18 protein-coding genes, 1 tRNA gene and 1 pseudogene are annotated in these 20521 nt (G+C 53.7%); 5 read left to right on the forward strand and 15 right to left on the reverse strand.

What is annotated here, in order from left to right; all coding sequences use genetic code 11:
• Window positions 1-17: 17 nt before the first annotated feature.
• From HNO86_RS08285 to HNO86_RS08295, 3 genes and pseudogenes are all read left to right on the forward strand, one after another.
• The gene (locus tag HNO86_RS08285; RefSeq protein ID WP_175376512.1) at window positions 18-728 is read left to right on the forward strand and encodes an SDR family NAD(P)-dependent oxidoreductase; all 711 of its coding nucleotides are present in this window, start codon (window positions 18-20) and stop codon (window positions 726-728) included.
• Window positions 729-981: 253 nt separating this feature from the next.
• Window positions 982-1635: a hypothetical protein gene (locus HNO86_RS08290; protein WP_175376513.1), complete on the forward strand. Its 654-nt coding sequence runs from the start codon at window positions 982-984 to the stop codon at window positions 1633-1635.
• Window positions 1635-1955: pseudogene (locus tag HNO86_RS08295) on the forward strand (BRCT domain-containing protein); the annotation flags it as partial. The gene HNO86_RS08290 and the pseudogene HNO86_RS08295, both read left to right, overlap by 1 nt.
• Before the next feature lie 793 nt (window positions 1956-2748).
• On the opposite strand, the gene HNO86_RS08300 reads toward HNO86_RS08295, so the two are convergent.
• The 12 genes from HNO86_RS08300 to HNO86_RS08355 form a co-directional block, all read right to left on the reverse strand.
• On the reverse strand, window positions 2749-3270 hold the full coding sequence (locus HNO86_RS08300) for a DUF1643 domain-containing protein (protein WP_175376514.1): 522 nt from the start codon (window positions 3268-3270) through the stop codon (window positions 2749-2751).
• Window positions 3267-4121, reverse strand: coding sequence for a deoxycytidine triphosphate deaminase (locus HNO86_RS08305; RefSeq protein ID WP_175376515.1), 855 nt, complete (start codon window positions 4119-4121; stop codon window positions 3267-3269). The genes HNO86_RS08300 and HNO86_RS08305 overlap by 4 nt, the downstream gene beginning before the upstream one ends.
• A 24-nt stretch (window positions 4122-4145) precedes the next feature.
• On the reverse strand, window positions 4146-4706 hold the full coding sequence (locus HNO86_RS08310) for a hypothetical protein (protein ID WP_175376516.1): 561 nt from the start codon (window positions 4704-4706) through the stop codon (window positions 4146-4148).
• Between the two features lie 1234 nt (window positions 4707-5940).
• Window positions 5941-8457, reverse strand: coding sequence for a DEAD/DEAH box helicase (locus HNO86_RS08315; protein WP_175376517.1), 2517 nt, complete (start codon window positions 8455-8457; stop codon window positions 5941-5943).
• Window positions 8458-8460: 3 nt separating this feature from the next.
• Window positions 8461-9387, reverse strand: coding sequence for a DUF1837 domain-containing protein (locus HNO86_RS08320; protein WP_175376518.1), 927 nt, complete (start codon window positions 9385-9387; stop codon window positions 8461-8463).
• A 194-nt stretch (window positions 9388-9581) separates the two neighbouring features.
• On the reverse strand, window positions 9582-10928 hold the full coding sequence (locus HNO86_RS08325; RefSeq protein ID WP_175376519.1) for an integrase arm-type DNA-binding domain-containing protein: 1347 nt from the start codon (window positions 10926-10928) through the stop codon (window positions 9582-9584).
• Between the two features lie 160 nt (window positions 10929-11088).
• Window positions 11089-11164: transfer RNA gene (locus tag HNO86_RS08330), tRNA-Thr, on the reverse strand.
• A 416-nt stretch (window positions 11165-11580) separates the two neighbouring features.
• Window positions 11581-12810 (reverse strand): methyltransferase, encoded by a 1230-nt coding sequence (locus HNO86_RS08335; RefSeq protein WP_175376520.1) that lies wholly within the window; start codon window positions 12808-12810, stop codon window positions 11581-11583.
• The gene (locus HNO86_RS08340) at window positions 12791-13480 is read right to left on the reverse strand and encodes an ABC transporter permease (RefSeq protein ID WP_175376521.1); all 690 of its coding nucleotides are present in this window, start codon (window positions 13478-13480) and stop codon (window positions 12791-12793) included. Before HNO86_RS08340 ends, HNO86_RS08335 begins: the two co-directional genes overlap by 20 nt.
• Window positions 13477-14172, reverse strand: coding sequence for an ABC transporter permease (locus tag HNO86_RS08345; RefSeq protein WP_175376522.1), 696 nt, complete (start codon window positions 14170-14172; stop codon window positions 13477-13479). Before HNO86_RS08345 ends, HNO86_RS08340 begins: the two co-directional genes overlap by 4 nt.
• Before the next feature lie 77 nt (window positions 14173-14249).
• Complete coding sequence (locus HNO86_RS08350) at window positions 14250-14996, reverse strand: ABC transporter substrate-binding protein (protein WP_175376523.1); 747 nt, start codon at window positions 14994-14996, stop codon at window positions 14250-14252.
• Between the two features lie 13 nt (window positions 14997-15009).
• Entirely contained in the window at window positions 15010-15783 is a 774-nt protein-coding gene (locus HNO86_RS08355) for an ABC transporter ATP-binding protein (RefSeq protein WP_175376524.1), read from the reverse strand.
• 565 nt (window positions 15784-16348) lie between these two features.
• Between HNO86_RS08355 and gabP the strand changes: the two genes are divergently transcribed.
• On the forward strand, window positions 16349-17740 hold the full coding sequence (gabP, locus tag HNO86_RS08360; RefSeq protein WP_175376525.1) for a GABA permease: 1392 nt from the start codon (window positions 16349-16351) through the stop codon (window positions 17738-17740).
• 89 nt (window positions 17741-17829) lie between these two features.
• Here the strand turns inward: gabP and HNO86_RS08365 are convergent, their stop codons facing one another.
• The 3 genes from HNO86_RS08365 to HNO86_RS08375 are packed head-to-tail and all read right to left on the reverse strand — an operon-like array spanning window position 17830 to window position 19725.
• Complete coding sequence (locus tag HNO86_RS08365; protein ID WP_175376526.1) at window positions 17830-18282, reverse strand: hypothetical protein; 453 nt, start codon at window positions 18280-18282, stop codon at window positions 17830-17832.
• Window positions 18283-18288: 6 nt separating this feature from the next.
• On the reverse strand, window positions 18289-18705 hold the full coding sequence (locus HNO86_RS08370) for a hypothetical protein (protein ID WP_175376527.1): 417 nt from the start codon (window positions 18703-18705) through the stop codon (window positions 18289-18291).
• 36 nt (window positions 18706-18741) lie between these two features.
• A complete protein-coding gene (locus tag HNO86_RS08375) occupies window positions 18742-19725 on the reverse strand; it encodes an alpha/beta fold hydrolase (protein ID WP_175376581.1) in 984 nt (327 codons plus the stop codon).
• A gap of 184 nt (window positions 19726-19909) precedes the next feature.
• Between HNO86_RS08375 and HNO86_RS08380 the strand changes: the two genes are divergently transcribed.
• Window positions 19910-20359, forward strand: coding sequence for a carboxypeptidase regulatory-like domain-containing protein (locus HNO86_RS08380; protein WP_175376528.1), 450 nt, complete (start codon window positions 19910-19912; stop codon window positions 20357-20359).
• The last annotated feature ends 162 nt before the right edge of the window (window positions 20360-20521 follow it).

Consider the following 20521-nt stretch of genomic DNA (forward strand, 5'->3'; position numbering starts at 1 on the left):
GGTTAGAGGTATACATCATGAGCAATTCGAAAAAAGTTATCGTTATCACTGGCGCATCCCAAGGTCTGGGCGACGGCATGGTCAAGGCCTTCCGTGAACTGGGCTACCAGATCGTCGCCACTTCGCGTTCGATCAAACCGTCCACCGATCCGGACATCCACACCGTGGCCGGTGACATCGGCGAACCGGAAACTGCCCAGCGCGTGATTCGTGAAGCCATCGCCCGTTTCGGCCGCATCGACACCCTGGTCAACAACGCCGGTATCTTCATCGCCAAGCCGTTCACCCAGTACACCGCCGAAGACTACGCCAACGTGCTGTCGGTGAACCTCAACGGCTTCTTCTACATCACTCAACTGGCCATCGCCGAGATGGAAAAACACGGCAGCGGCCACGTGGTGAACATCACCACCAGCCTGGTCGACCACGCCATCGACGGCGTGCCATCGGTCCTGGCCTCGCTGACCAAGGGCGGCCTGAACGCGGCGACCAAATCCCTGGCCATCGAATACGCCAAGCGCGGCATCCGGGTGAACGCCGTATCCCCAGGCATCATCAAGACCCCGATGCACGGCGAAGAAACCCACGCCGCCCTGGGCGCCCTGCACCCGGTCGGCCACATGGGCGAGATCGACGACATCGCCAACGCGGTGGTGTACCTGGATGGCGCCAAGTTCGTGACTGGCGAAATCCTGCACGTTGACGGCGGTCAGAGCGCGGGTCACTAAGCGCCGGGTTACAAATAGTGGAAATGACCAAGCCCTCGTAGCGATACGAGGGCTTCGTTTTGCGCGGATTAATGAGCATTAATCTCGGAAGGGTCCGACATACGCGGTAGCCAGATTCCGATGATCATTGTTACCTTTGCACGGCATGTCGCTGCGCAATGATCATTGAAGGGATTCAAATGCATCGCGATCAACTACATCACGGTATGTCGAAAGACATGCCTGCGCTGGGCCGTCGCTGATGAGGTCCCCAATGAACAAGGTGTCTTTGGACGTCGATCGCGCATTCTGCATTTCCTTGAGTGCGCGCGAAGACAGGCGGGCATTGTTCGGGCGAACCGTCGCAACCCGGATTGCCAATCCGATCGAATTCCTGCTCGTGGAACGCTGCAGTGACCCGATCCGCGGATGCTATGAGTCCCATCAAGCGCTGGCCAAACGAGTCCTGGCCGAAAACTGGCAGCGCATCCTCATCTTCGAGGACGACGCGCAACCCTACGATATTTGCCCCACACAAATCCGCTGGATAAACCTGTTCCTGCGGACAAGACGATTTCACGCATTGCATCTGGGCTACACCGTGGGACAGGTCTGGCTAACGTGGTTTCCCTTCATCGCGCGCGGGAGAGTGGTTGCACTCCATGCCTACATCATCTCGCGCGAAGCGTGTCAGATCCTGGCTGAAACACCGTACTGCGGAAAGCCTGTTGACGTTTTGTTCAAGCAACGGCTGAAGCAGCACTGTGTGTTTCCGATGCTTTATCGTCAGTATGCCGCGGCTGTGACTGGGAGTGATATTCAGGAGATTCCGATGAATGAGGATGGGTGGTGGGAGCGGAATTGGAAGAAGCACTGGCGGTCGGTGTGGCGGAATATGTGGAGGACGGTGCTTAGGATTGGGTTTTGATTGCCGTCACTCCTACGGACCTACCTTTCAATTCACCTGTGCCTGATTGGGTGTGGAGTGGCCGGACGTTTGTATTCAGGGGGGGCATGGCCTTTGGTCCGCGTAGGAATTGTCAGGTGCTGGTCGAAGAGCGGGGCGGTTTGATTGGAGGTGGTGTGAGCAAGAAGGTGCATTACCTGGTGGTCGGTAGCGTAGGTAATAAGCAGTGGCGCCACAGTACTTACGGAACGAAGATCATGAAGGCAGTGGAATTACGGGAGGCGGGAGCCTCGATTGCCATTGTGGGTGAGGATCATTGGCAGAGGATGCTGTTTGGTTGAGGTCGTTTCGTTGGCTAGCAGCTCGTCGGTGGGCTTGACGGCTTCATCGCGAGCAGGCTCGCTCCCACAGATTTCAGTGTGTGGACAAAAAGTGGACGCTTCAGAAACAACAAAGCCCTCGTATTTCTACGAGGGCGTTGTTTTGTATGGTGCGGCACCAGGAGTCGAATGTGCAGCTAACTTATTAAATTGCCGAACTTTTATTAAATGATTTAACTGTTCTACCCCTAATACTACCTCTAATCGACTTGCCTTTGGTAGACGCCGCGATGAAAGTGAGCGCGGGCTTTCAGAAGCATGTAGGGTATTCCAGTTAGGCGTAATGCTCTATCGGTAGGGGAGTCGGTAAGTCAAGTAAGTATTTATATTTGCTGAGAAAGCTGCTGTGAAATAAGCGATGCCTAATTGCAGTAAACAATTTTTAGTGCTGCAATAGTTAGGCTTAAGGCGCTGACCCCATATGCGGATATTAATATCTTTCGAGAGGTTGGCTGGGAACTGATTCCCATCAATAGTGGCCCAGCTTGCATCCACATCAGCGAAGCGAGTAGGCCGACTGGAAATAATTCGATCGATGTACTTTTCGCTAGCTCCGGTACCGAGAAAACAGTTGTCCCTGCTAGTAAGATTGGTAGCAGACAAGCAAGAACAGTCCCCAAACCAGCAGGAAATCGAGTTTTTGATACAATAAAGCCCGTGACTACACCCGCGCTAGCGCCTAAACATAACAAACCTAATCCATCCAACTTCTTTCTCCCGACTTTTGAATTGTTATTTGTATTTTGTGATGTCTTTATTCTTTCTGCGAATACTGGGTGGTAGTGTTCTGGGAGTAATATCTCACAGGCGTAACTTCACTGCGGAGATATAGTGGGTGTCCAGGCATGCCCTGTTTCGTTATGGCCAGAGCGTATAAATAGTTTGAGTATTTATTCTCTATTAGCTTGTTTCTATCAAGTAGGCTGCCATGGTTTCCCCACGCAGCGATTACCAAATCTGATGATAAAATGGTTTTTTCAAGCCAGTAGTCGTTGTCAGGGCCTACAGGATCTTTAGCTATTAGTAACTCGCTCGGATTTGTAGCGCGGTGTGCGAACAAGTTAACCATCGATAGCGACGTGCCGCCAAAAGCTTTGGCGAATGCTATGCAACGTCGAATCGTCGGGTCATCATTTTCCGCATCGGCCGTAGATGGATTTAAACCAATAAACGCTATTTTTTTGCCTGATATCCCCCACTGTCTTGATAAAAAATAGCGGTATACTCTATCCTCTGAGAGGATAGCTAACGGTTCTTGAGGGAAGAGGTCGTTCATAGCTCACGCCCATACGAGCTGCTCTCAGTTGAAGATTTTTTTTCAACAGAATTCTGCGTTCGTGGTGAATATAGCAGCGGATTTTTTTCTGAGGTTTCTTTTGCATCTGGTTTTTGACGAATTTCATAACCTGCAGAATCCAAAGTTCTAGCGATTACCACTCCCGTCCAGCTTGGTAATAGAGCAAACCCAGCTACTATGATGCCAAGAACGATGCCGATTGCAGTTGCAACGCTAGCGGTAATTCCCATTCTAAGTTGTAGATTGCTCAGCTTTTCATGCACTTGATCAAGCTGACGTTTCAATACTTGCGGGGAAAAAGTCTGGGATGTTAATTTTGTCAAAAGATCAGGCTTGATAGAGTTTTGTCCTTGGGAACCTCCCCTATATATTTCGTTAGAATCTCGGTCTAGATCTGAATAGACGATTAAGAACATGGCTTCGCCTTTTTCGACGACGACAGCTTGAGGTCCTGCATTATATATGCTGAATAAAAGCTTCCCATCCCAGCCCGGGTCTACGTGAAATCCTGATACGTTTATCAAACCCTGGAATTTGTATTTCGCACGCATTGAAATTAGGGCCAATGCATTGATCGGCACCTTGATATTTTCTAGCGTCAAGATGAATGCGAATTGTCCTGGTGCAATTCTGAGCATATTATCCGGAGCCGTGCCTAATACGGTCACTAGCTTCGCTGCTGGCTCAGTAGATTCCAATTGCTCAGATGTTACAAACGCTTGCTCACCTACAGAAAGCTTATACGAAGCGCAGTCTATATTTGAGCTAATATATGGAGTTATAAGACTAGGTAGGTGCTGAGCTAATTTTTCGCCACTCCAAAATGCCAAAGAGAAACTCCCGTTATATAGATTTTATATAGTCCACTGCTCTTCTATTTCGGAAAAGCGGCTTTTGATGTAAGCCTCAAGCCCTCCGTCTAGACGGCCTAAGTTTGACATGACGCTAACTGTAAGTTTTGGTACCAGCATCCTCATTTCGGAGCGTGGGTTCCCATCCTCCATATGGTCCGAGGACTCCATAACTTTAGCCATTCTTCCTCCAATAAGCAGAAAATCTCTAATGGAGGACATGAAAATATCTTGGTTTAAATTATCCCTGGCGAGAACTCTGCATAACTCGTCAAGGTTTGTGGCGTTTTCATCTGTTGATATTACGGAGCTTAACGAGAGCTTTAAAGCATTTGCTGATGCGAAGCATATAATTAAGGCGTCGATCAAGATTTTACGCAAAGCTGCCTTGTCGTTTGCGTCACTAGCCTCTTGGATTTTTCCGGCATATTTATAGAAGTGAAGAACCATATGCTTAAGGCGTTTATATAAATCAAAACTCAATATATCCTTATGGGCGATATTATCATGCTCGCTCTGAAGCCGCTGCAGTGCCTGCAATGTTTGCTCAAAAGCTCGATTCATGATTGGCAATCCCTCCATTTAGCATTGTATCAATTCGGTATTACGCAATTTACCGTTACAAATTCTTATCCAGCTACTGGCCTAATCTGTTGGGTTGATTCACAACCACTGCAAGGCCGATCCCGGGTTTAAGCCCATTTTACTCAAAAATAGCAGATAGCGACTACATCTGTGTGGAGGTCGGATGGCAATAATCAGTCGTTTTTGACGTGCGCTTTCCAAGGGGGGGCTTGGCGAATGGATCCGAGGCTGCGCTGGATGGGCGAAGGGGTGGGCATCAGATCTAGGACGGCCTTTGGCTTTTCGCTTGCAAAATACCTCGGACGTACGCCTCTCGAAACCAAACACTTCAAACCTTCCCTCTCGTCATCCCGCCAAGAATGTTGAGTGTTATCAGGGATCAAGGCCCCTGCGGCCTGTGAGGGCTGTCCGCTAACGCGGGACTGGCGGCCCCTTACGACCGGGAGCTTGGGCATCTCATGATCTGGCCTCCTGAACACCGATACCGGTGGGCGGGTGGAGGTTGCACTGGCTGACTAGACCTGCGCCGCGAGATCCTGAGTCGGGTGAAGGCAGTGATGCGATGACCGGGGCATACCTGACTGTCAGTCAGGTGCAGTCCATCCCGTGGGCTGCGGCACCATCATCGGCATCGCTGTTGCTGGTGACTTTTCGGTGTTTGTCACGCCGATTGTCATGAGGGGGAATGCGGCAAAGCCTTGTACGAGTTGGGCTGCGGCAGCGGTAGGAGCGCCCGTCTCTTTCTAGAAGAAAGAGACGGGCGCAGGTTGGCGCAAGGAAATGGCCAAGCGGATAGGTTGCCGCGGTCAGCTATGAAAGGGGATGAGTTGCCGCAGTGGGCGCACTGGTAAAAGTAGGCATCCATCACATCGCTGTGACCGTGCGAGCCGCCGGACGCTAATCGCACTTTGGGAGAACCACCACGGTGTGGCGTAGCCTAAAGGTTCTGGCTACCTGGGGTTGCTGTCAGGGACAGCGCTTTACCCGATCTTTTTACTCCTGTGGATAATCCGGGTCAAGGCTCGAATTTTTGGGAGTTCTGCGGCTGTGGATGAAATTATCCACCGGTGGAAATCAGTGGTTTTCCACAGATAGTTGCTTGGGCTTTAGATTTTTAAGTGAGGTCCATTTCAGCAGGGCGGCTTTGCAGCTATGCTGAAATGGACCCTGATTGAAGAGGCATAGTGCAATTCAGGATAGGCAATACTGTTAATTATCGTCCCAAAATACTTTTTAGCTCGTTCAGGCATAATTTCGGAAGGTCGATTGAGTTGATATTGATTTTCGAAAGAGCTTCCAAGTAATCTTCTACATCTACGGCGTCTGTGTTCCCGATGATTTTCTTCAATCTAAGCGCAGTAAATCTTGAAAAGCCTACTGACATCAGACCTAATTCAACTTTGTTACATGAGCCGAACTCTAGGAAAGTGTGATAGGGAGCCTGTTGAGCGTCTTCTTTGGAGAACCCTCTTTCCAATAAAGCTAGCTCTAGAAGATCTTCGTATGCGCTAAGGTATTTAACGAGTCTAAATCTTATTGCGCTTTCGATAACTTTCAACACTTGTCGAATTATTGAGGAGGCGCTTAATTTGTTATCGTCGTCTCTGCGGACGTAATTTACGCGATCTTTGAGTATGGATCCGATGGATTTACCAGTAACCCAATCGTGTGCGAGATTACATATAAGATTTCTATATTTTATAGAGTTTACTGGTGCATCCCAAGAAAAATACTCACAAACGAGATCCACAGCATTTGACATTCTTTCTTTTCCGCCAACCTCGAACGGATGCAAAAGCGAAAGATGGTCAATGCTCAGCGCTCCAATCATATGGTTGTAAATATGTTGGAGGTGATCTGGTCTCAATGATCGATGGGCCTCAAGAATATCATAAGGAAGCGTGACCTCAAGCGATCTTATATGGATTAAGTTATCGTTGAAAATGTCGGCGGTGTCAGAGGTACTGTACTTTGCTGTTAGTTCCGTATCAGTTGACGTCATGCTTTCATGAAAAAGCTTACTAAATCCAGCTTCGGCTATCTCCTTTTCTTTTTCATCAGTTAGAGACTCGTTTATAAGCTCCTGAATAATTTTTCCGCCGTCACCCATAATTTTATCCATGGATGATTTTATTTCTTGTAGAGTGTCGCCCTTGTAGGATTCGTCCACCCAACTTCCTGGTCTTATACACCAGATGTTGCCATGGAACTCCTGGAGAAGTCTGCCGGCTCTTCCTGCTAGATTTAAGAAGTCCGATCGCAGCATTGGATTTTTTCCGCTGTACGGGTTGTCAATCACAATGTGCTTTGCGGGAAGATTGACCCCCTGTAATAGGGTGCTGGTACAACATATGTATTTGATTTCTCCAGATCGAAATAAATCTTCGATACCAGCCCTTACAATGGAAGGAATGTCTCCATAATGGAAAGCTACACCGCTTTGCAGGCTTTTTACCAATCCGTGCTCTTCGTGGATCTCGCTTTTAATAAAGCTAACAAATTCTTTAATGTTGTTGCTTGGTTCGAAATTTTTATTGAGTGAGGAAAGCTCGCTTGCTATTTTCTCTGCGTCACTGGGGTCGTTTGCAAATATTATTGTAGAGTCATCGTTCTTTGTTATCGCATAAGCTAGGTTTGCTCTTTGCTTGAAGATGCTGTCTCTAAAGCGGAAATTTACATGGCGCTCCCCGATTGTGATGTCAAATTTATTCGTGAGCAGCGAAACGTTAACCATGTTAGGCTTTTTGTTAACTTCGGAAATTAATAAGATATTCTGTGATACGGGTGAAACTGTTTCGGTGAAGAACTGCCCATTATCATTGCGTTTAAATAAATTTAGTAAGTATCCAGGGTTCTTTATGAGAGGGCTAGCAAACATAAGCGACGTTTTGGGATGTTTCGACAGTGCGATTTCAACTGCATTGTGTAGTACTATCCCTCGATTCCCTTTTTGAATTTCATGCGCTTCATCCACGATAAGTGTGGAAATCTGTTGCGTGTTATTTTTTGGCTTTAGAAGGGTTAGAAGTCTTTCAGGTGTGAGAATATATACAATGCTTTTGAATTTCGATTCTGTTTCCAGCGGAAATGGCGCGGTTCGAACCGTCGTGTCATTTATGTTTTCACGCTGAAGTGTTTGCCGGATTCGGTTTGAAACTTCACTTATTAGAGCGCGTGTTGGTACTATGTATACAACGACCTTTTCTGTACAAGACTTTAATCGGCGGACCAGGTCTATGTTGAGGATAAACGATTTTCCCGCTGAAGTAGGCGCGGAGACACTTAAGGATGATTGCTTTTGTAAGGCTTCTAAAAGCTTATATTGAAAATCCGTTAAAAGAATTCCCTCGTTGGTGGAATTTTCGGCCTCGCGTGCAACTCTTTCCAATGCAAGAGAAATAGGAATGCTGGGTCGCTCATCTTGCGTGTAACGACTGCGCAATAGTGTGCGTCCTGGAAAATTCCCTAGCCTAGAAAGTATAATGTCTGCTGCAGAAGTTATATCTATGGCGGATTCTTCGGTAGACTCTATAAGTCTACTCATTATTTCGTAAGACAGAATTAGATCGCTGGGCTCTTCGGATAGGGAAAGCGCCGAGGATACCCCAATAAGTTTTTTAATTTCGCCTTCTGTAATCGAGGCAGCGCTTATTGGGATTGGGAGTAGCGACTCTATGTTTAGCTTGTAAAGCTTTGCTATCTGGGGTTGAAATTCTTCGGCGATATTCATGGTTTAGTCCAGGGCTGCGTTGAATTCATCACGAAACTGCTGGACAGATGGAAATGGGAGGAAGAAAACTTCAAAGTTAAGATGTTTTTTTTCAAAATCGCTAAACCTTGAGTTTAGTGCTTTAGATATGTTCTTGCTTTCGGTAAGTAGCATTTGGCGGAATTGACTAGAAAGATCGCTTTGTTTGATTTTGTGTATGTTTTGATATTCTTTCCAGTTGTAGCCGATTAGGCATGCATGGTTGATGCGAGCCCCAGGACCAGGTTCGCCAAGCTTAATTAGATCAATAACTGCATTTTTTGTGTTTTCATCAGTATATTTGAAATGCTTTGTTATCATTGTAAATTCGTGCTTATATATTTCTTTGTCGTGGAATTCGTTAATGCTTTTCAGTGCAGATGTAATAGCTCCATCAATCGAACTGTATAGTTTTGACTCGCCAAAGTAAAAGTCCACTAATTGATCTTGTTCGCACCAGCGCATATGGATGCCGTCAGACCCGTTTGACTCCAAACGCCTATTCGTCTTTAATTCCATTTTTGCAACGATTTGAGGGGCTCTAAGAATTGCTTCTGTTAGGAAGAAAAGAAGTGTTTCACCAGCCTCTCCAGTTTTGTCAGGATCATCCTCTGATATTTCTGGATGTCTAAATAACTTTCGTGCCTCTTTTGTTAGTTGTGCGGATTGTCTGTTTGTTAGGGTTTCTGGCCTGTTTTTCGAGGCTATGCAATAGTCAATTATGTATTGGTAAAGTAGCTCGGCTAGGGCCTTGGACATTGGTCTACCGTTCCCATCAAACTTTAGATGATGTATTCGAATGTTTGCTTTTGCTTCATCTATTGTTTCGGTGTGCTCAATTACGTCGATGCATGATTGGTAGTCTAGCTCATCTACTGAAATATAAAGTGACGAATCTTCTAGGCTGCTCAATTATATTCTTCCTTGATTCGTTAAGACCTTTATTTATGGCTATTTAATACTCGTTATCACATTTAGATTTTTACGTTTCAATCTGAAGCCTTCAGTTGCCTCATTCCGACTGAAGGGGGTTTTGGGATCATAGCCTTGGGAGACGCTGGTGGCCAGTACTGTGCCATCCCTTCGCGGTTCATCCCTACATGAGCCTACTCGATACGCAGCGGACTGAGCCCGCATTTGGGGCTTTTCGCCGACTTAAGTGGTGTAACTGTAGCGCCGCTACAGTTCGCAAACTCATGCGGCGTGACATGCTCTTTTCTATTCGCCTCAAGGTACCGGCTCCACCAGTTCATGATCAGTCTGCGCTCCTCGATGAACTCTGCCTTGTGGATGTAGGCCACACGAACGTTGTTCCGCTCTTTGTGGCTCATCTGCCTTTCAATGGCGGTCTCGGACCACAGTCCTGACTCAATCAGCGCGCTACAGGCCATTGAACGAAAGCCATGGCCGCAGATTTCGGTTTTGGTGTCGTAGCCCATCTTTCTCAGTGCGCTGTTCACCGTGTTTTCAGACATGGGTTTCCAGGGCTTGGCATCGCCTGCAAACACCAGGTCGAATTTGCCGGTAAGGGCGTGGATATGTTCAAGCAGGGCCACGGCTTGCGGCGATAAGGGTACAAGGTGGATGTCCCCGGCCATCTTCGTACCTCTTGTTGAAAAGGGTACGCCGTCCAGCGCGGGTCGAGTGTCCGGTATCTCCCAGGTGCCGCGCTTGAGGTCGAACTCGCTCCAGCGGGCGAAGCGCAGTTCGCTGGAGCGGACGAACACATGCAGCGAGAGCATGACCGTCAGCCGGGTAAGTGCGCGGCCTCTGTAGGTGTCGATACGCTCCTGCAATTCAGGCAGACGCGATAAGGGTAGAGCAGGGCGGTGAATCACCCTCGGGGCTTTGATCAAACCTTCAAGGTCGTAGGCAGGATTTGCCGCGATCTGTCGAGCACGTTTCGCCTCGCGCATGATGCTTTGCAGGTAGTTTTGTACCCTTAAAGCGACGTCAACCGTGCCGCGCTTCTGGATCGCTTCCAGAGGTTGCATCAGGTCATGGGTGTCCAGATCGACGATGGAGCGAGCACCAATCAGTGGGAAGACATGGGTTTTGAGGCGGCTCAGAACCGTCTTTGCATGACCCGGTGCCCATTTGGCAGACATCGCTTTGTGCCATTCCAGTGCAGCGCTTTCAAAGGTTCGGCCTTTGATTGCGGCCTGCGTCTTGGCTTGGTGTTTGGTCTCAATGGGGTCGATGCCTTTCGCCAGCATCCGTTTGACCTCCAGGCGCTTGTTGCGCGCATCGGCGAGTCCGACCACGGGGTAGCTGCCGAACGAGGTCAGTCCTTCGCGTCCATCAGGTTTTACATACCTGAGACGCCAGCCTTTACGGCCATTGGGCTGGATTAGAAGGTAGAGCCCGTCGCCGTCGAAAAGCTTGTAGGCGCGGTCGGTGGGCTTGGCTGAGCGGCAAGCCGAATCGGAGAGTGGAGCAGTGGTGCGCGACATAAGGGTACTCCCCCTTTTATCGAATTACCTTACCCCTAAAACGCTTGGAATCCACCAGTTTCTGACGGAATCCGACGGAACGCCAAAACGAAAAAACCCGCCATAAGGCGGGTTTTTCGGGGGTTCCAGAGATTTTGAAAGTCTTCTCTGGAACCTTGTATGGTGCCGGCACCAGGAATCGAACCCGGGACCTACTGATTACAAGTCAGTTGCTCTACCATCTGAGCTATACCGGCGTGTCAGGGCGACGATTATAGCGATTGGGTGGGTTCTGTAAACCCCTGAATTCTGACTATTTTTGCGTAGCGGATTGCGCAGGATCCTTGTCGCGCCTGGGCCGAGCCTTTCTGCGCATTTAGCGCGATCGATATCTCGGATTGCCCACCATCAACCCTCCGCATTCTCTGCTCAATAAGCCCTCAGTATCCCGTTTATGTCCTTTTGATTGAACGCTTATGCACAACCGGGTTTTCCATGCGCGGGCGATTCGGCCAATTTCTGGATCCATTCTCATCGGCACGCAAATCACTGTTTTTCGGGTTTTTTATTTGGGTGTACGAAAACTGAACAGTCTCGTTTCAGCTCTGAAACAGCTATAGATATTGGATCCACACTGTTTTCATCAACAGAGTTATCCACAGGCTATGAGCCATTAGGGGCGTTCGGCCAGGATCAGCAGATTACGCGGGGTGAGTGGGGTTTGGCAGAAGGTGCCGAGGCGAACGCGGTAGCCCTGTTCCTGCAGGAAAAGGGCGCGGTCCAGTACCAGCCAAAGCTCCAGCGGGCGTCGGAAAAGTCCGCGTAGCAGTTCCAGGTTGCGTACCTGTGCCAGGCGTTGCCAGCCGGCAGCCTCCCATGCTGCCCAGTCCTGATTGCCGATTGTGGATAACTCTTTAAGCTCGGCCAAATGATGGCAGTAGTCGGCGAACGGTTTGTCCAACCAGAGGCTCGGCAGGGAAGGGGTGGGCAGGTATTCATCGATGCCGCGCACGTGCCGCTGCAGCAGGTCGAAGCCCAGGCGTCGGGCCATGGAGGTGTCGCGTTGGCGGCGGACCCGGGCGCCGGCGGTTACGGTTTCGCTCGCCGGTAGCGCCAGATCGTCGAGTGACAGCCGCAGGTCGGAGCCCTTGGCTGTCGAGGACATCGGCGCGTACCGCGTCAGATGGATGCGGTTGTAGCAGCAGGGAGCGATGGCGAGTTGTTTGCAGCCGGCGGCGCTGGCGAGCTGGATCAGGCGTACATGCAGATCGCCACAGGCGTGGAGCGCTACTGGGGTGTGCTGACCATTCAATAACGCGGCAGCGTCGGCAGCGAGTACATCCTGTTCCACGTGCTGCGCGTGCAGTTGATGGCGCTGACTGAGGGCCTGACCGCTGGCGACCAGTGCCGGATCGTATTCCAGGCAGGTCAGTTGCTGACCGCTTTGCAGCAAGCGTCGCCCCAAGTGGCCCTTGCCTGAGCACCAGTCCAGCCAATGCTTGGGCATTTGGGCAAACTGCAATCGACTGGCGAACGCTTCGATCTGCTCCCATTTGCGACCCGGCACATCGACATTCAGTCGATGACCCGCCGCTTGCAGGGCATGGGCGGGCAATTCATCCACAGCACTCAATGCCAATGAAGTCGCCGCCAGCGCAGCAAAAGGCTCTGGCGCATCCATCAGGGCAGGTTGGTTGTGGGCGCTTTCCGCTTCTTCCAGCGAGCGCCCGCGTAGCCAGGCGGCCAGTTCAGGGTAGGAAGTTTCCCAAGGCAGGTGCAGATGTGTGAACGGGCGGGGTTTCCACAGCGCCTGATGCTCTGTCAGAAAAGCATTCAGCGCGGTGAAACGGGCGAGCAGGGTCTCGCCCGTCAGCACGCTGTGCTCAACGCCCTTGGCAGGCATCGACGCGCAGCCAGCGCTCCAGCAGCTTGAAGCCGCGCACCAGCACATAAGCCATCACGAGATAGAACACACCGGCGGCGAAGAAGATTTCCACCGGCAGGTAGGTCCGGGCAATGATGGTGCGGGCCATGCCGGTCAGTTCCAGCAAGGTCACGGTGCTGGCCAGGGCGCTGGCCTTGAGCATCAGGATCACTTCGTTGCTGTAGGCCGGCAGGCCGATGCGCGCAGCCCGGGGCAACATGATGTAGAACAGTGCCTTGGGCTTGGACATGCCCAGAGCCCGTGCCGCTTCGATCTCGCCCGGTGGAATCGCCTGGATGGCGCCGCGCAGGATCTCGGCAATATAAGCCGCGGTGTGCAGCGTCATGGTGGCAGTGGCGCACCAGAACGGATCCCGCAGGTAAGGCCACATCGAGCTGTTACGAACCGCGTCGAACTGCGCCAGGCCGTAGTACACGAGGAACAGTTGCACCAGCAGTGGCGTGCCGCGGAAAAAGAAGATGTAGCCGTAGGGAAATGCCCGCACCCACCACAGGCGCGAGGAGCGAGCGATGCCCAGCGGAATTGCCAGCAGCAAACCGGCGATCACGGCGATGGCGACCAATTCCAGCGTCAGGGTTGCGCCCTGAGCCAGCTTCGGCAGCCATTTGATGATGACTTCCCAGTTCATTGGGCGCTCCTCGTGAAGCCGCGAGCGGCGCGTTTTTCCAGGAAGTGCATGCCGGTCATGGCCAGGATCGTCAGGCCCAGGTACATGAAGGCCGCGACCATATAGAAGGTGAACGGCTGTTTGGACACGGTCACGCCAATCTGGGCATGGCGCATGATTTCTTCCAGGCCGATCACCGACACCAGCGCGGTGTCCTTCATCAGGATCATGAACAGGTTGCCAAGGCCGGGCAGGGCGATGCGCCACATCTGCGGCATGATCAGCTTGGTGAAGATGCGCCATTTCGACAGGCCCAGGGCCACGCCGGCCTCACGATGGCCTTTGGGAATGGCGATGATCGCGCCGCGAAACACTTCCGTGGCGTAGGCGCCGAAGCACAGGCCCAGCGCGATCACGCCGGCGGCGAAGGCGTTGAGTTCAAGGTCGGGGTTGCCGAAGAACTCGCCCAGGGCACGCATCATGTTGACGGTGCCGAAGTAGATCAGCAGCACCCAGAGCAATTCCGGGACGCCGCGAACCAACGTTGAATAGGTGCCGCCAAGCCATTGCAGCGGCTTGTACGGGGAGGTCTTGGCCAAGGCGCCAAGCAGACCGAGCACCAGCCCCAGGCACAGGGCCGAGAGTGCCAGTTTCACAGTCATCAGCGCGCCAGCGGCAAGCGCCGGGCCGAATCCGTAGAGGTCGATAATCATGGATTTCTTTTCAAATCGCGGCAGGCAAGGCCGGGGACCGGCGCCCCCTTAGGCGACACCGGTCCGGCAGGTCAGTATCAATAGATGCTGAACGGGAAGTACTTGTCGTTGATCTTCTTGTAGGTGCCGTCGGCAACGATTTCCTTGAGCGCGACGTTCAGCTTCTCGCGCAGCGGGTCGTTCTTGCGCACGGCGATACCGATCTTGTCGCTTTCTTCCACGGGCTCGCCCTTGAATTCGTAGGACTTGCCGGCGTCGCTCTTGAGCCACTCGTAGTTGACGTATTTGTCGGCCAGGATGCCGTCGACGCGGCCAGCGGTCAGGTCGAGGTAGGCGTTTTCCTGGGTGTCGTAGAGCTTCACTTCAACGCCAGGCATGTGGTCTTCCATCCAGGTGCCGGCGAGGGTCGCACGTTGTGCGCCGATCACCTTGCCTTTCAGGGAAGCCTCGTCGGTCTTGAAGTCGACGTCTTTCTTGGCGATGAACTGCAGCTTGTTGGAGTAGTACGGGTCGGTGAAGTCCACTGCCTGCTTGCGCTCGTCGGTGATCGACATCGAGGAGATCAGGAAGTCGAACTTCTTGGCGTTCAGGGCCGGGATGATGCCGTCCCAGTCGGAGGTGACCACGGAGCATTCGACTTTCATCTTGGCGCACAGGGCGTCGCCGATTTCCTTGTCGAAGCCGACGACGTTGCCGCTGGCGTCTTTGTTGTTGAACGGCGGGTAGGCCGCTTCGATGCCCATCTTCAGGGTCTCGGCCATGGCACCGGCGCTGAACGCCAGGGTGACGGCGGCGGCCAGGAAGACCTTCTTGTAGTTCTGCATGCGGGTAGCTCCGTTAGCGGTTGCTGGACATGAATTGTTTGCAGCGCGCCGAAAGCGGGTTTTCAAACACCTGCTGTGGCGATCCTTGCTCTTCGACCAGGCCCTGGTGGAGGAACACCACTTCGCTGGACACCTGACGGGCGAAGCTCATTTCGTGGGTGACCAGCAACATGGTGCGGCCTTCTTCGGCCAGGGCGCGGATGACATTAAGTACTTCCTGGACCATTTCCGGGTCAAGGGCGGAAGTCGGCTCGTCAAACAGGATGACTTTGGGCTGCATGGCGAGGGTGCGGGCGATGGCCGCGCGTTGCTGCTGGCCACCGGACAACTGCGAAGGGTAGGCGTGGCGCTTGTCGGCGATGCCGACCTTGGCCAGCAAGGCTTCGGCGACTTCGATGGCTTCGGCCTTGCTCTGGCCGAGCACGCGGCGCGGGGCTTCGATGATGTTGTCGAGCACGCTCATGTGCGGCCACAGATTAAAGTTTTGAAACACAAAACCAATCTCGCTGCGCAGGCGATTGATCTGTTTGCCGTCGGCGGCAACCAGTTCACCGTTCTTCGCGGCCTTGAGTTTGAGTTCTTCGCCGGCCACCAGGATCTGGCCCTGGTGCGGGTTTTCCAGCAGGTTGATGCAGCGCAGGAAGGTGGATTTGCCGGAGCCGGAAGAACCCAGGATCGAGATCACATCGCCGTCACGGGCGGTCAGCGAGATGCCCTTGAGCACCTCCAGCGAACCGTAGCGTTTGTGCAAGTTGCGGATTTCAAGCGCGGGCGTGGCCTCAGCCATGTGCGTTCCTCATATATATGTTGCGCTCCTGCTGTGGGCGGGCCTTCCTGGCGAGGCGGCCAACCTAGCATAGCGTTTCGATGGCAGCCAACGCGCTACGGGCGGTAAACGGGTGGCATTGAGCAGGTTGTCGCATCGGCACAGCAGACTGTCGCCCCACCAACAACCGAACAGCCGTTTGAACCGCATTTTCAATCACATTGCAGGCTGGCTGTCGCAAAAAGGGCGCGATGTTGCCAGCTTTGGCGGGGTGTTGGAAGCGTTAAAGGACCAGGCGCCGTCGATCTGCACTTTTATCGTGCGTCAAGCGCGTTTTGGGGTGTGTTTCCGGTGCGCTTTTTCGTCTTTAAAGTGGGTCGCAGGGTAACGCCTTGGCAAAGTGCCATTACTTTCAATGACTTGCGATGACTGTCCGGTCTGGTTGAGATCACCGGATTAGAAGGTTTTGAAACATTTTGGCGCAATTATTGCGTGCAGATTCCGGAACGCTCCGTTGGTTTCTTTTTACAGAAGGGAAACTCAAACGGCACGCATGCATTCGCTTTTCCTTACAAAGGTAGTTTCAATGAGCAGTACCCAAAGCTCTAACGGCCTCGAACAGGGGCTCAAACCGCGTCACGTCACGATGCTGTCGATTGCCGGTGTTATCGGTGCCGGTCTGTTCGTAGGCTCCGGCCACGCTATCGCTGCTGCGGGCCCGGCTGTGCTGTTGGCCTACGCTGCCGCCGGTATGCTGGTGGTGTTGGTGATGCGTATGCTCGGCGAGATGGCCGTGGCTTCGCCTGATACAGGTTCCTTCTCTACTTACGCCGACCGCGCGATCGGTCACTGGGCCGGCTTCACCATCGGCTGGCTGTACTGGTGGTTCTGGGTTCTGGTAATCCCGCTGGAAGCCAACGCCGCCGCCACCATCCTGCACGCCTGGTTCCCGGGTGTGGATATCTGGGCCTTCGCCCTGGTCATCACCATGCTGCTGACCGTGACCAACCTGTTCAGCGTGAAGAACTACGGTGAGTTCGAGTTCTGGTTCGCCCTGCTCAAGGTCGTTGCGATCATTGGCTTTATCGTTCTCGGCGTTCTGGCGATCTTCGGCTTCCTGCCGAACAGCCAGGTCAGCGGTGTTTCGCACGTGTTCGACACCCAGGGCTTCCTGCCAAACGGCATGGGCGCGGTATTGGGCGCGATTCTGACCACCATGTTCTCCTTCATGGGTACCGAGATTGTGACCATCGCGGCCGCGGAATCGAAGAACCCAGGCAAGCAGATCTCCAAGGCCACCAACTCGGTGATCTGGCGTATCGGTCTGTTCTACCTCGTATCGATCTTCATCGTTGTGGCCCTGGTGCCATGGAACGATCCGGTTCTGGCCAGCGTCGGCTCCTACCAGACCGTGCTTGAGCGCATGGGCATCCCTAACGCCAAGATGATCGTCGACATCGTCGTACTGGTTGCTGTAACCAGCTGCCTGAACTCGGCGCTGTACACCTCCTCGCGCATGCTGTTCTCCCTGGGCAAGCGCGGTGACGCACCGGCCATGTCCACCCGCACCAACAAGAGCGGCACCCCTTACTGGGCGGTGATGCTGTCCACCGGCGCTGCGTTCCTGGCCACTTTCGCCAACTACGTGGCCCCGGCTGCGGTGTTCGAGTTCTTGCTGGCCAGCTCCGGCGCCATCGCGTTGCTGGTGTACCTGGTGATCGCGATCTCGCAACTGCGCATGCGCAAGCAGCGTATGACGCGCGGCGAGAAAATCGCTTTCAGCATGTGGCTGTTCCCGGGCCTGACTTACGCGGTGATCATCTTCATCGTCGCGGCCCTGACCATCATGGGCTTCCAGGACGCCCACCGCGTGGAAATCCTCGCGACCGGCCTGCTCAGCGTTCTGGTGGTTGCCGCCGGCATGCTGGTGGCTCGCCGCCGTCGTAACGAGCAGCTGGGTGCTGCTGTTGCGCGCTGAGTGATGGGTTTGAGGTAGTTGTTGTAGATGTAGAAAACGGCCGCTGTCAGTGATGACGAGCGGCCGTTTTTGTTTGCAGCACCGGCGTGTTATTCGCCTTTTTCTTCCTGCGCTTCCAGCGACTGGCGGTACGCATCCAGTGCATCGCCAAAGTCGTTGATGAACTGCGGTTCGCTCAGCCAGGCCTGGGCGGTTTCGCGGTCCATGCCGTCGGCCCACATGCGGTAGTCGATCAGCATGTCGGCGGCCAGGTGGGTGGCGGCCATGGCTTCGTTGTCGGCGTTTTCCAGGTCCAGCAGTTCGGGGTGATCGTTGATGATCCCGGAGAGGTCGTTCAGCAGGATCGAGAGCATTTCGCTGCGGCTGGCGGCTTCGGCGTCACGCATTTTGCTGAACATGGCCAGGGTGTATTCCGGGATCGGTTCTGCGAGGTGGCCCTGGTCATCGTCCAGGGCGAGAGGTTTTCTGCCGACCATGCGGATTTGCTTGGCTTTGGCTTTGGCGCGTTTTGCGCGTTTCTGTTGCTTGTTCAGGGAGGCCATGGGAACTCAGTTCGGTTTCTGTTGGGTTTGCGCGGCGATGGCGTCGGACGCGGCCACGTAGTCGGCCTGGAAGGCCGGGGATTCTATCCATGCCAGGGCGCCGGCTTCGTCGGTTTCGGTGGACCACTGGCGGTACTCGATCAGCGCGGCGAGGATGAAGTCCATCGCGCCTTCTTCACCTTCCTGCTCGTAAACCAATTCCAGCAGCGGGTCTTCGAGGAAGGCCGTGCACATGGCCTGCTGACTGGTTTTCTCGGCGTCGATCATCTTTTTGAACAGATCGGTCAGGTCCACCGATTCGAAATCGATACGCTCGTCATTCGGGTCCAGCTCCACCGGCGCGGCGGCGCGCTGGGTGCGGTTCTGCTTGGCTTTGGCCTTGGCGCGGGAGGCGCGTTTTTGCTGCTTGTTGGCGGAGGCCATGGGCGTCGTTCCGTAATTCGTTGAATGAGCAATGACTCAGGTGCGTGGCACGGTCTGCCCGGGAGTGTCGGGAGCCAGTTCGCCGTGTTGCAGCCAGGACAATGCGATGGGCCATAGTGTGGCTTGGTATGCGCTGCGAAAAAAGGCGAAATGTCCGACTTCTTTCTCGCCGATGTCTTCGGGGGCGATGCGCAGGTGGGTATTGGCGCTGCCGGTGAAGTAGCTCAGCAGGCGCTCAATGGCCGGAATGGTGCCGTAGGGGTCGTCGCTGATGCTGATGGCGAGGATTTTCGCCTTGAGGGCGGCGAAGGGCAGGCCCCCGTTGGTTGCGTGCAGCAGGCGACCGCTGGGGCGCGTTTCATAGTGCGGTGTGGGCGTGGTCCAGTCGCGGACTACGCCTGAGGGAGTGTCCTCGAGCCAGCCCAGGCGTTTGCCGGGGAAGAAACCGCACAGCCGCGTCACGATCGGCATCACCACATGCCATTTGCCGAACATGCGCCACCGCTGAGCCGGCGCGTAATCGCGCCAGTAGGCGAACTGCGCCCCGACCGTCACCACACGTCGAATAATCGCACCGGAGGCTCCCAGGCCCGCTGCACAGCCGCCAAAGCTATGAGCGACTACATCGACAGGCTGCCCCGGAAACTCGCGCTGTGCACGCTTGAGCATCGCCTCGAAATCCAGCGCACCCCAATCGGTCCAGGACGCCTCGAGCCCCTTGAGCCCCTTGAGCGATGCCGGACGCGATTCACCGATACCGCGGTAGTCATAGGTGATGACATCGAAATCGTTGGCGAACAGGTAGTCGGCAAAGCGCGAATAGTGCCGGCAGCGAACCGAGGTAGCGGCGTTGATGATGACGACCGGGCGGGAAGAGTCCCGGGCAGCGTGCCGCCAGGTGAAGCCGCCGAGGATGAAGCCATCGGCGGCGGCTTGCTTGAACGGCTCGCCCGCGACATCAGCTGCCAGTTGCAGCTCGATTTGGGTGGGAGCCAGTGAGGGCATGTCCTGCAGGTTCATCGGCGTTGGACCTTTGCGGGTAGTGGCCAACGATAGTCCTGGTGACGTGGATGGACAATCCTTTGCTGGCAGGTGTAGTCCGTTTCGTAGCGCCCCCTAGCGCGAAACGATCTGGAACATGACGACCCGGACAGAAATCCAATTCAAGTAACGATTGGGTTCTCCGAACCCGGGAGTTGTCATCATGAAAAGTTTCCATTCACTCATGTTGCCCCTCGCCACGGTCGGCGTTTTGATGTGTCCCGCCCTGTTGCACGCCACCAGTCTGGAGCCTGTCGACAGTCAGGGTGTGCAAGTTCAGCGGCAGGAGCAAAACGGGATTGCCTATCTGTCCGGAGGTATTGGCGAGGATGAGTCGAAAGCCATCCAGCAGACTACCGGTTACAACCTGCACATGACTTTTTCCACCGGCCCGCAGAACGAATATGTGCCCGATGTGGATGTGGTCGTTCAGAAAGCGCCTGGGCAACCGGTTTTGACCTTGAACCAGGCCGGCCCTCTGGTCTATGCCCAGTTACCTCCTGGCAAATACACCGTTGTCGCGACTCGAAATGGGGTAGAGCGGCATGACACGGCGAATGTAGGGAGCGGCGCAGCGCGCAATCTGGTCTTTCACTGGAATGACCCGCAATAGTGCTTGAGGAGGCTGTAATGAAATCGCGGGCATAAAAAAACCTGAATCTTTCGATTCAGGGTTTTTACGGTCTTCTGGATTACCGTAGAAAGCAAAAAGCCCGCACGAGGCGGGCTTTCTGTGTGTCTTCAGGTGTGCTTGGCGCCACCTGAAAACGGAAGG

Origin of the sequence: Pseudomonas sp. C1C7, from assembly GCF_013359595.1 — a bacterium.
Taxonomy (GTDB): domain Bacteria; phylum Pseudomonadota; class Gammaproteobacteria; order Pseudomonadales; family Pseudomonadaceae; genus Aquipseudomonas.

What these genes read in the sequence shown, in the direction of transcription:
- HNO86_RS08285 (WP_175376512.1), top strand. Translation starts at nt 18, where the DNA reads ATGAGCAATTCGAAAAAAGTTATCGTTATCACTGGCGCATCCCAAGGT.
- HNO86_RS08290 (WP_175376513.1), top strand. Translation starts at nt 982, where the DNA reads ATGAACAAGGTGTCTTTGGACGTCGATCGCGCATTCTGCATTTCCTTG.
- HNO86_RS08300 (WP_175376514.1), bottom strand. Translation starts at nt 3,270, where the DNA reads ATGAACGACCTCTTCCCTCAAGAACCGTTAGCTATCCTCTCAGAGGAT.
- HNO86_RS08310 (WP_175376516.1), bottom strand. Translation starts at nt 4,706, where the DNA reads ATGAATCGAGCTTTTGAGCAAACATTGCAGGCACTGCAGCGGCTTCAG.
- HNO86_RS08315 (WP_175376517.1), bottom strand. Translation starts at nt 8,457, where the DNA reads ATGAATATCGCCGAAGAATTTCAACCCCAGATAGCAAAGCTTTACAAG.
- HNO86_RS08325 (WP_175376519.1), bottom strand. Translation starts at nt 10,928, where the DNA reads ATGTCGCGCACCACTGCTCCACTCTCCGATTCGGCTTGCCGCTCAGCC.
- HNO86_RS08335 (WP_175376520.1), bottom strand. Translation starts at nt 12,810, where the DNA reads ATGCCTGCCAAGGGCGTTGAGCACAGCGTGCTGACGGGCGAGACCCTG.
- HNO86_RS08340 (WP_175376521.1), bottom strand. Translation starts at nt 13,480, where the DNA reads ATGAACTGGGAAGTCATCATCAAATGGCTGCCGAAGCTGGCTCAGGGC.
- HNO86_RS08345 (WP_175376522.1), bottom strand. Translation starts at nt 14,172, where the DNA reads ATGATTATCGACCTCTACGGATTCGGCCCGGCGCTTGCCGCTGGCGCG.
- HNO86_RS08350 (WP_175376523.1), bottom strand. Translation starts at nt 14,996, where the DNA reads ATGCAGAACTACAAGAAGGTCTTCCTGGCCGCCGCCGTCACCCTGGCG.
- HNO86_RS08355 (WP_175376524.1), bottom strand. Translation starts at nt 15,783, where the DNA reads ATGGCTGAGGCCACGCCCGCGCTTGAAATCCGCAACTTGCACAAACGC.
- gabP (WP_175376525.1), top strand. Translation starts at nt 16,349, where the DNA reads ATGAGCAGTACCCAAAGCTCTAACGGCCTCGAACAGGGGCTCAAACCG.
- HNO86_RS08365 (WP_175376526.1), bottom strand. Translation starts at nt 18,282, where the DNA reads ATGGCCTCCCTGAACAAGCAACAGAAACGCGCAAAACGCGCCAAAGCC.
- HNO86_RS08370 (WP_175376527.1), bottom strand. Translation starts at nt 18,705, where the DNA reads ATGGCCTCCGCCAACAAGCAGCAAAAACGCGCCTCCCGCGCCAAGGCC.
- HNO86_RS08375 (WP_175376581.1), bottom strand. Translation starts at nt 19,725, where the DNA reads ATGAACCTGCAGGACATGCCCTCACTGGCTCCCACCCAAATCGAGCTG.
- HNO86_RS08380 (WP_175376528.1), top strand. Translation starts at nt 19,910, where the DNA reads ATGAAAAGTTTCCATTCACTCATGTTGCCCCTCGCCACGGTCGGCGTT.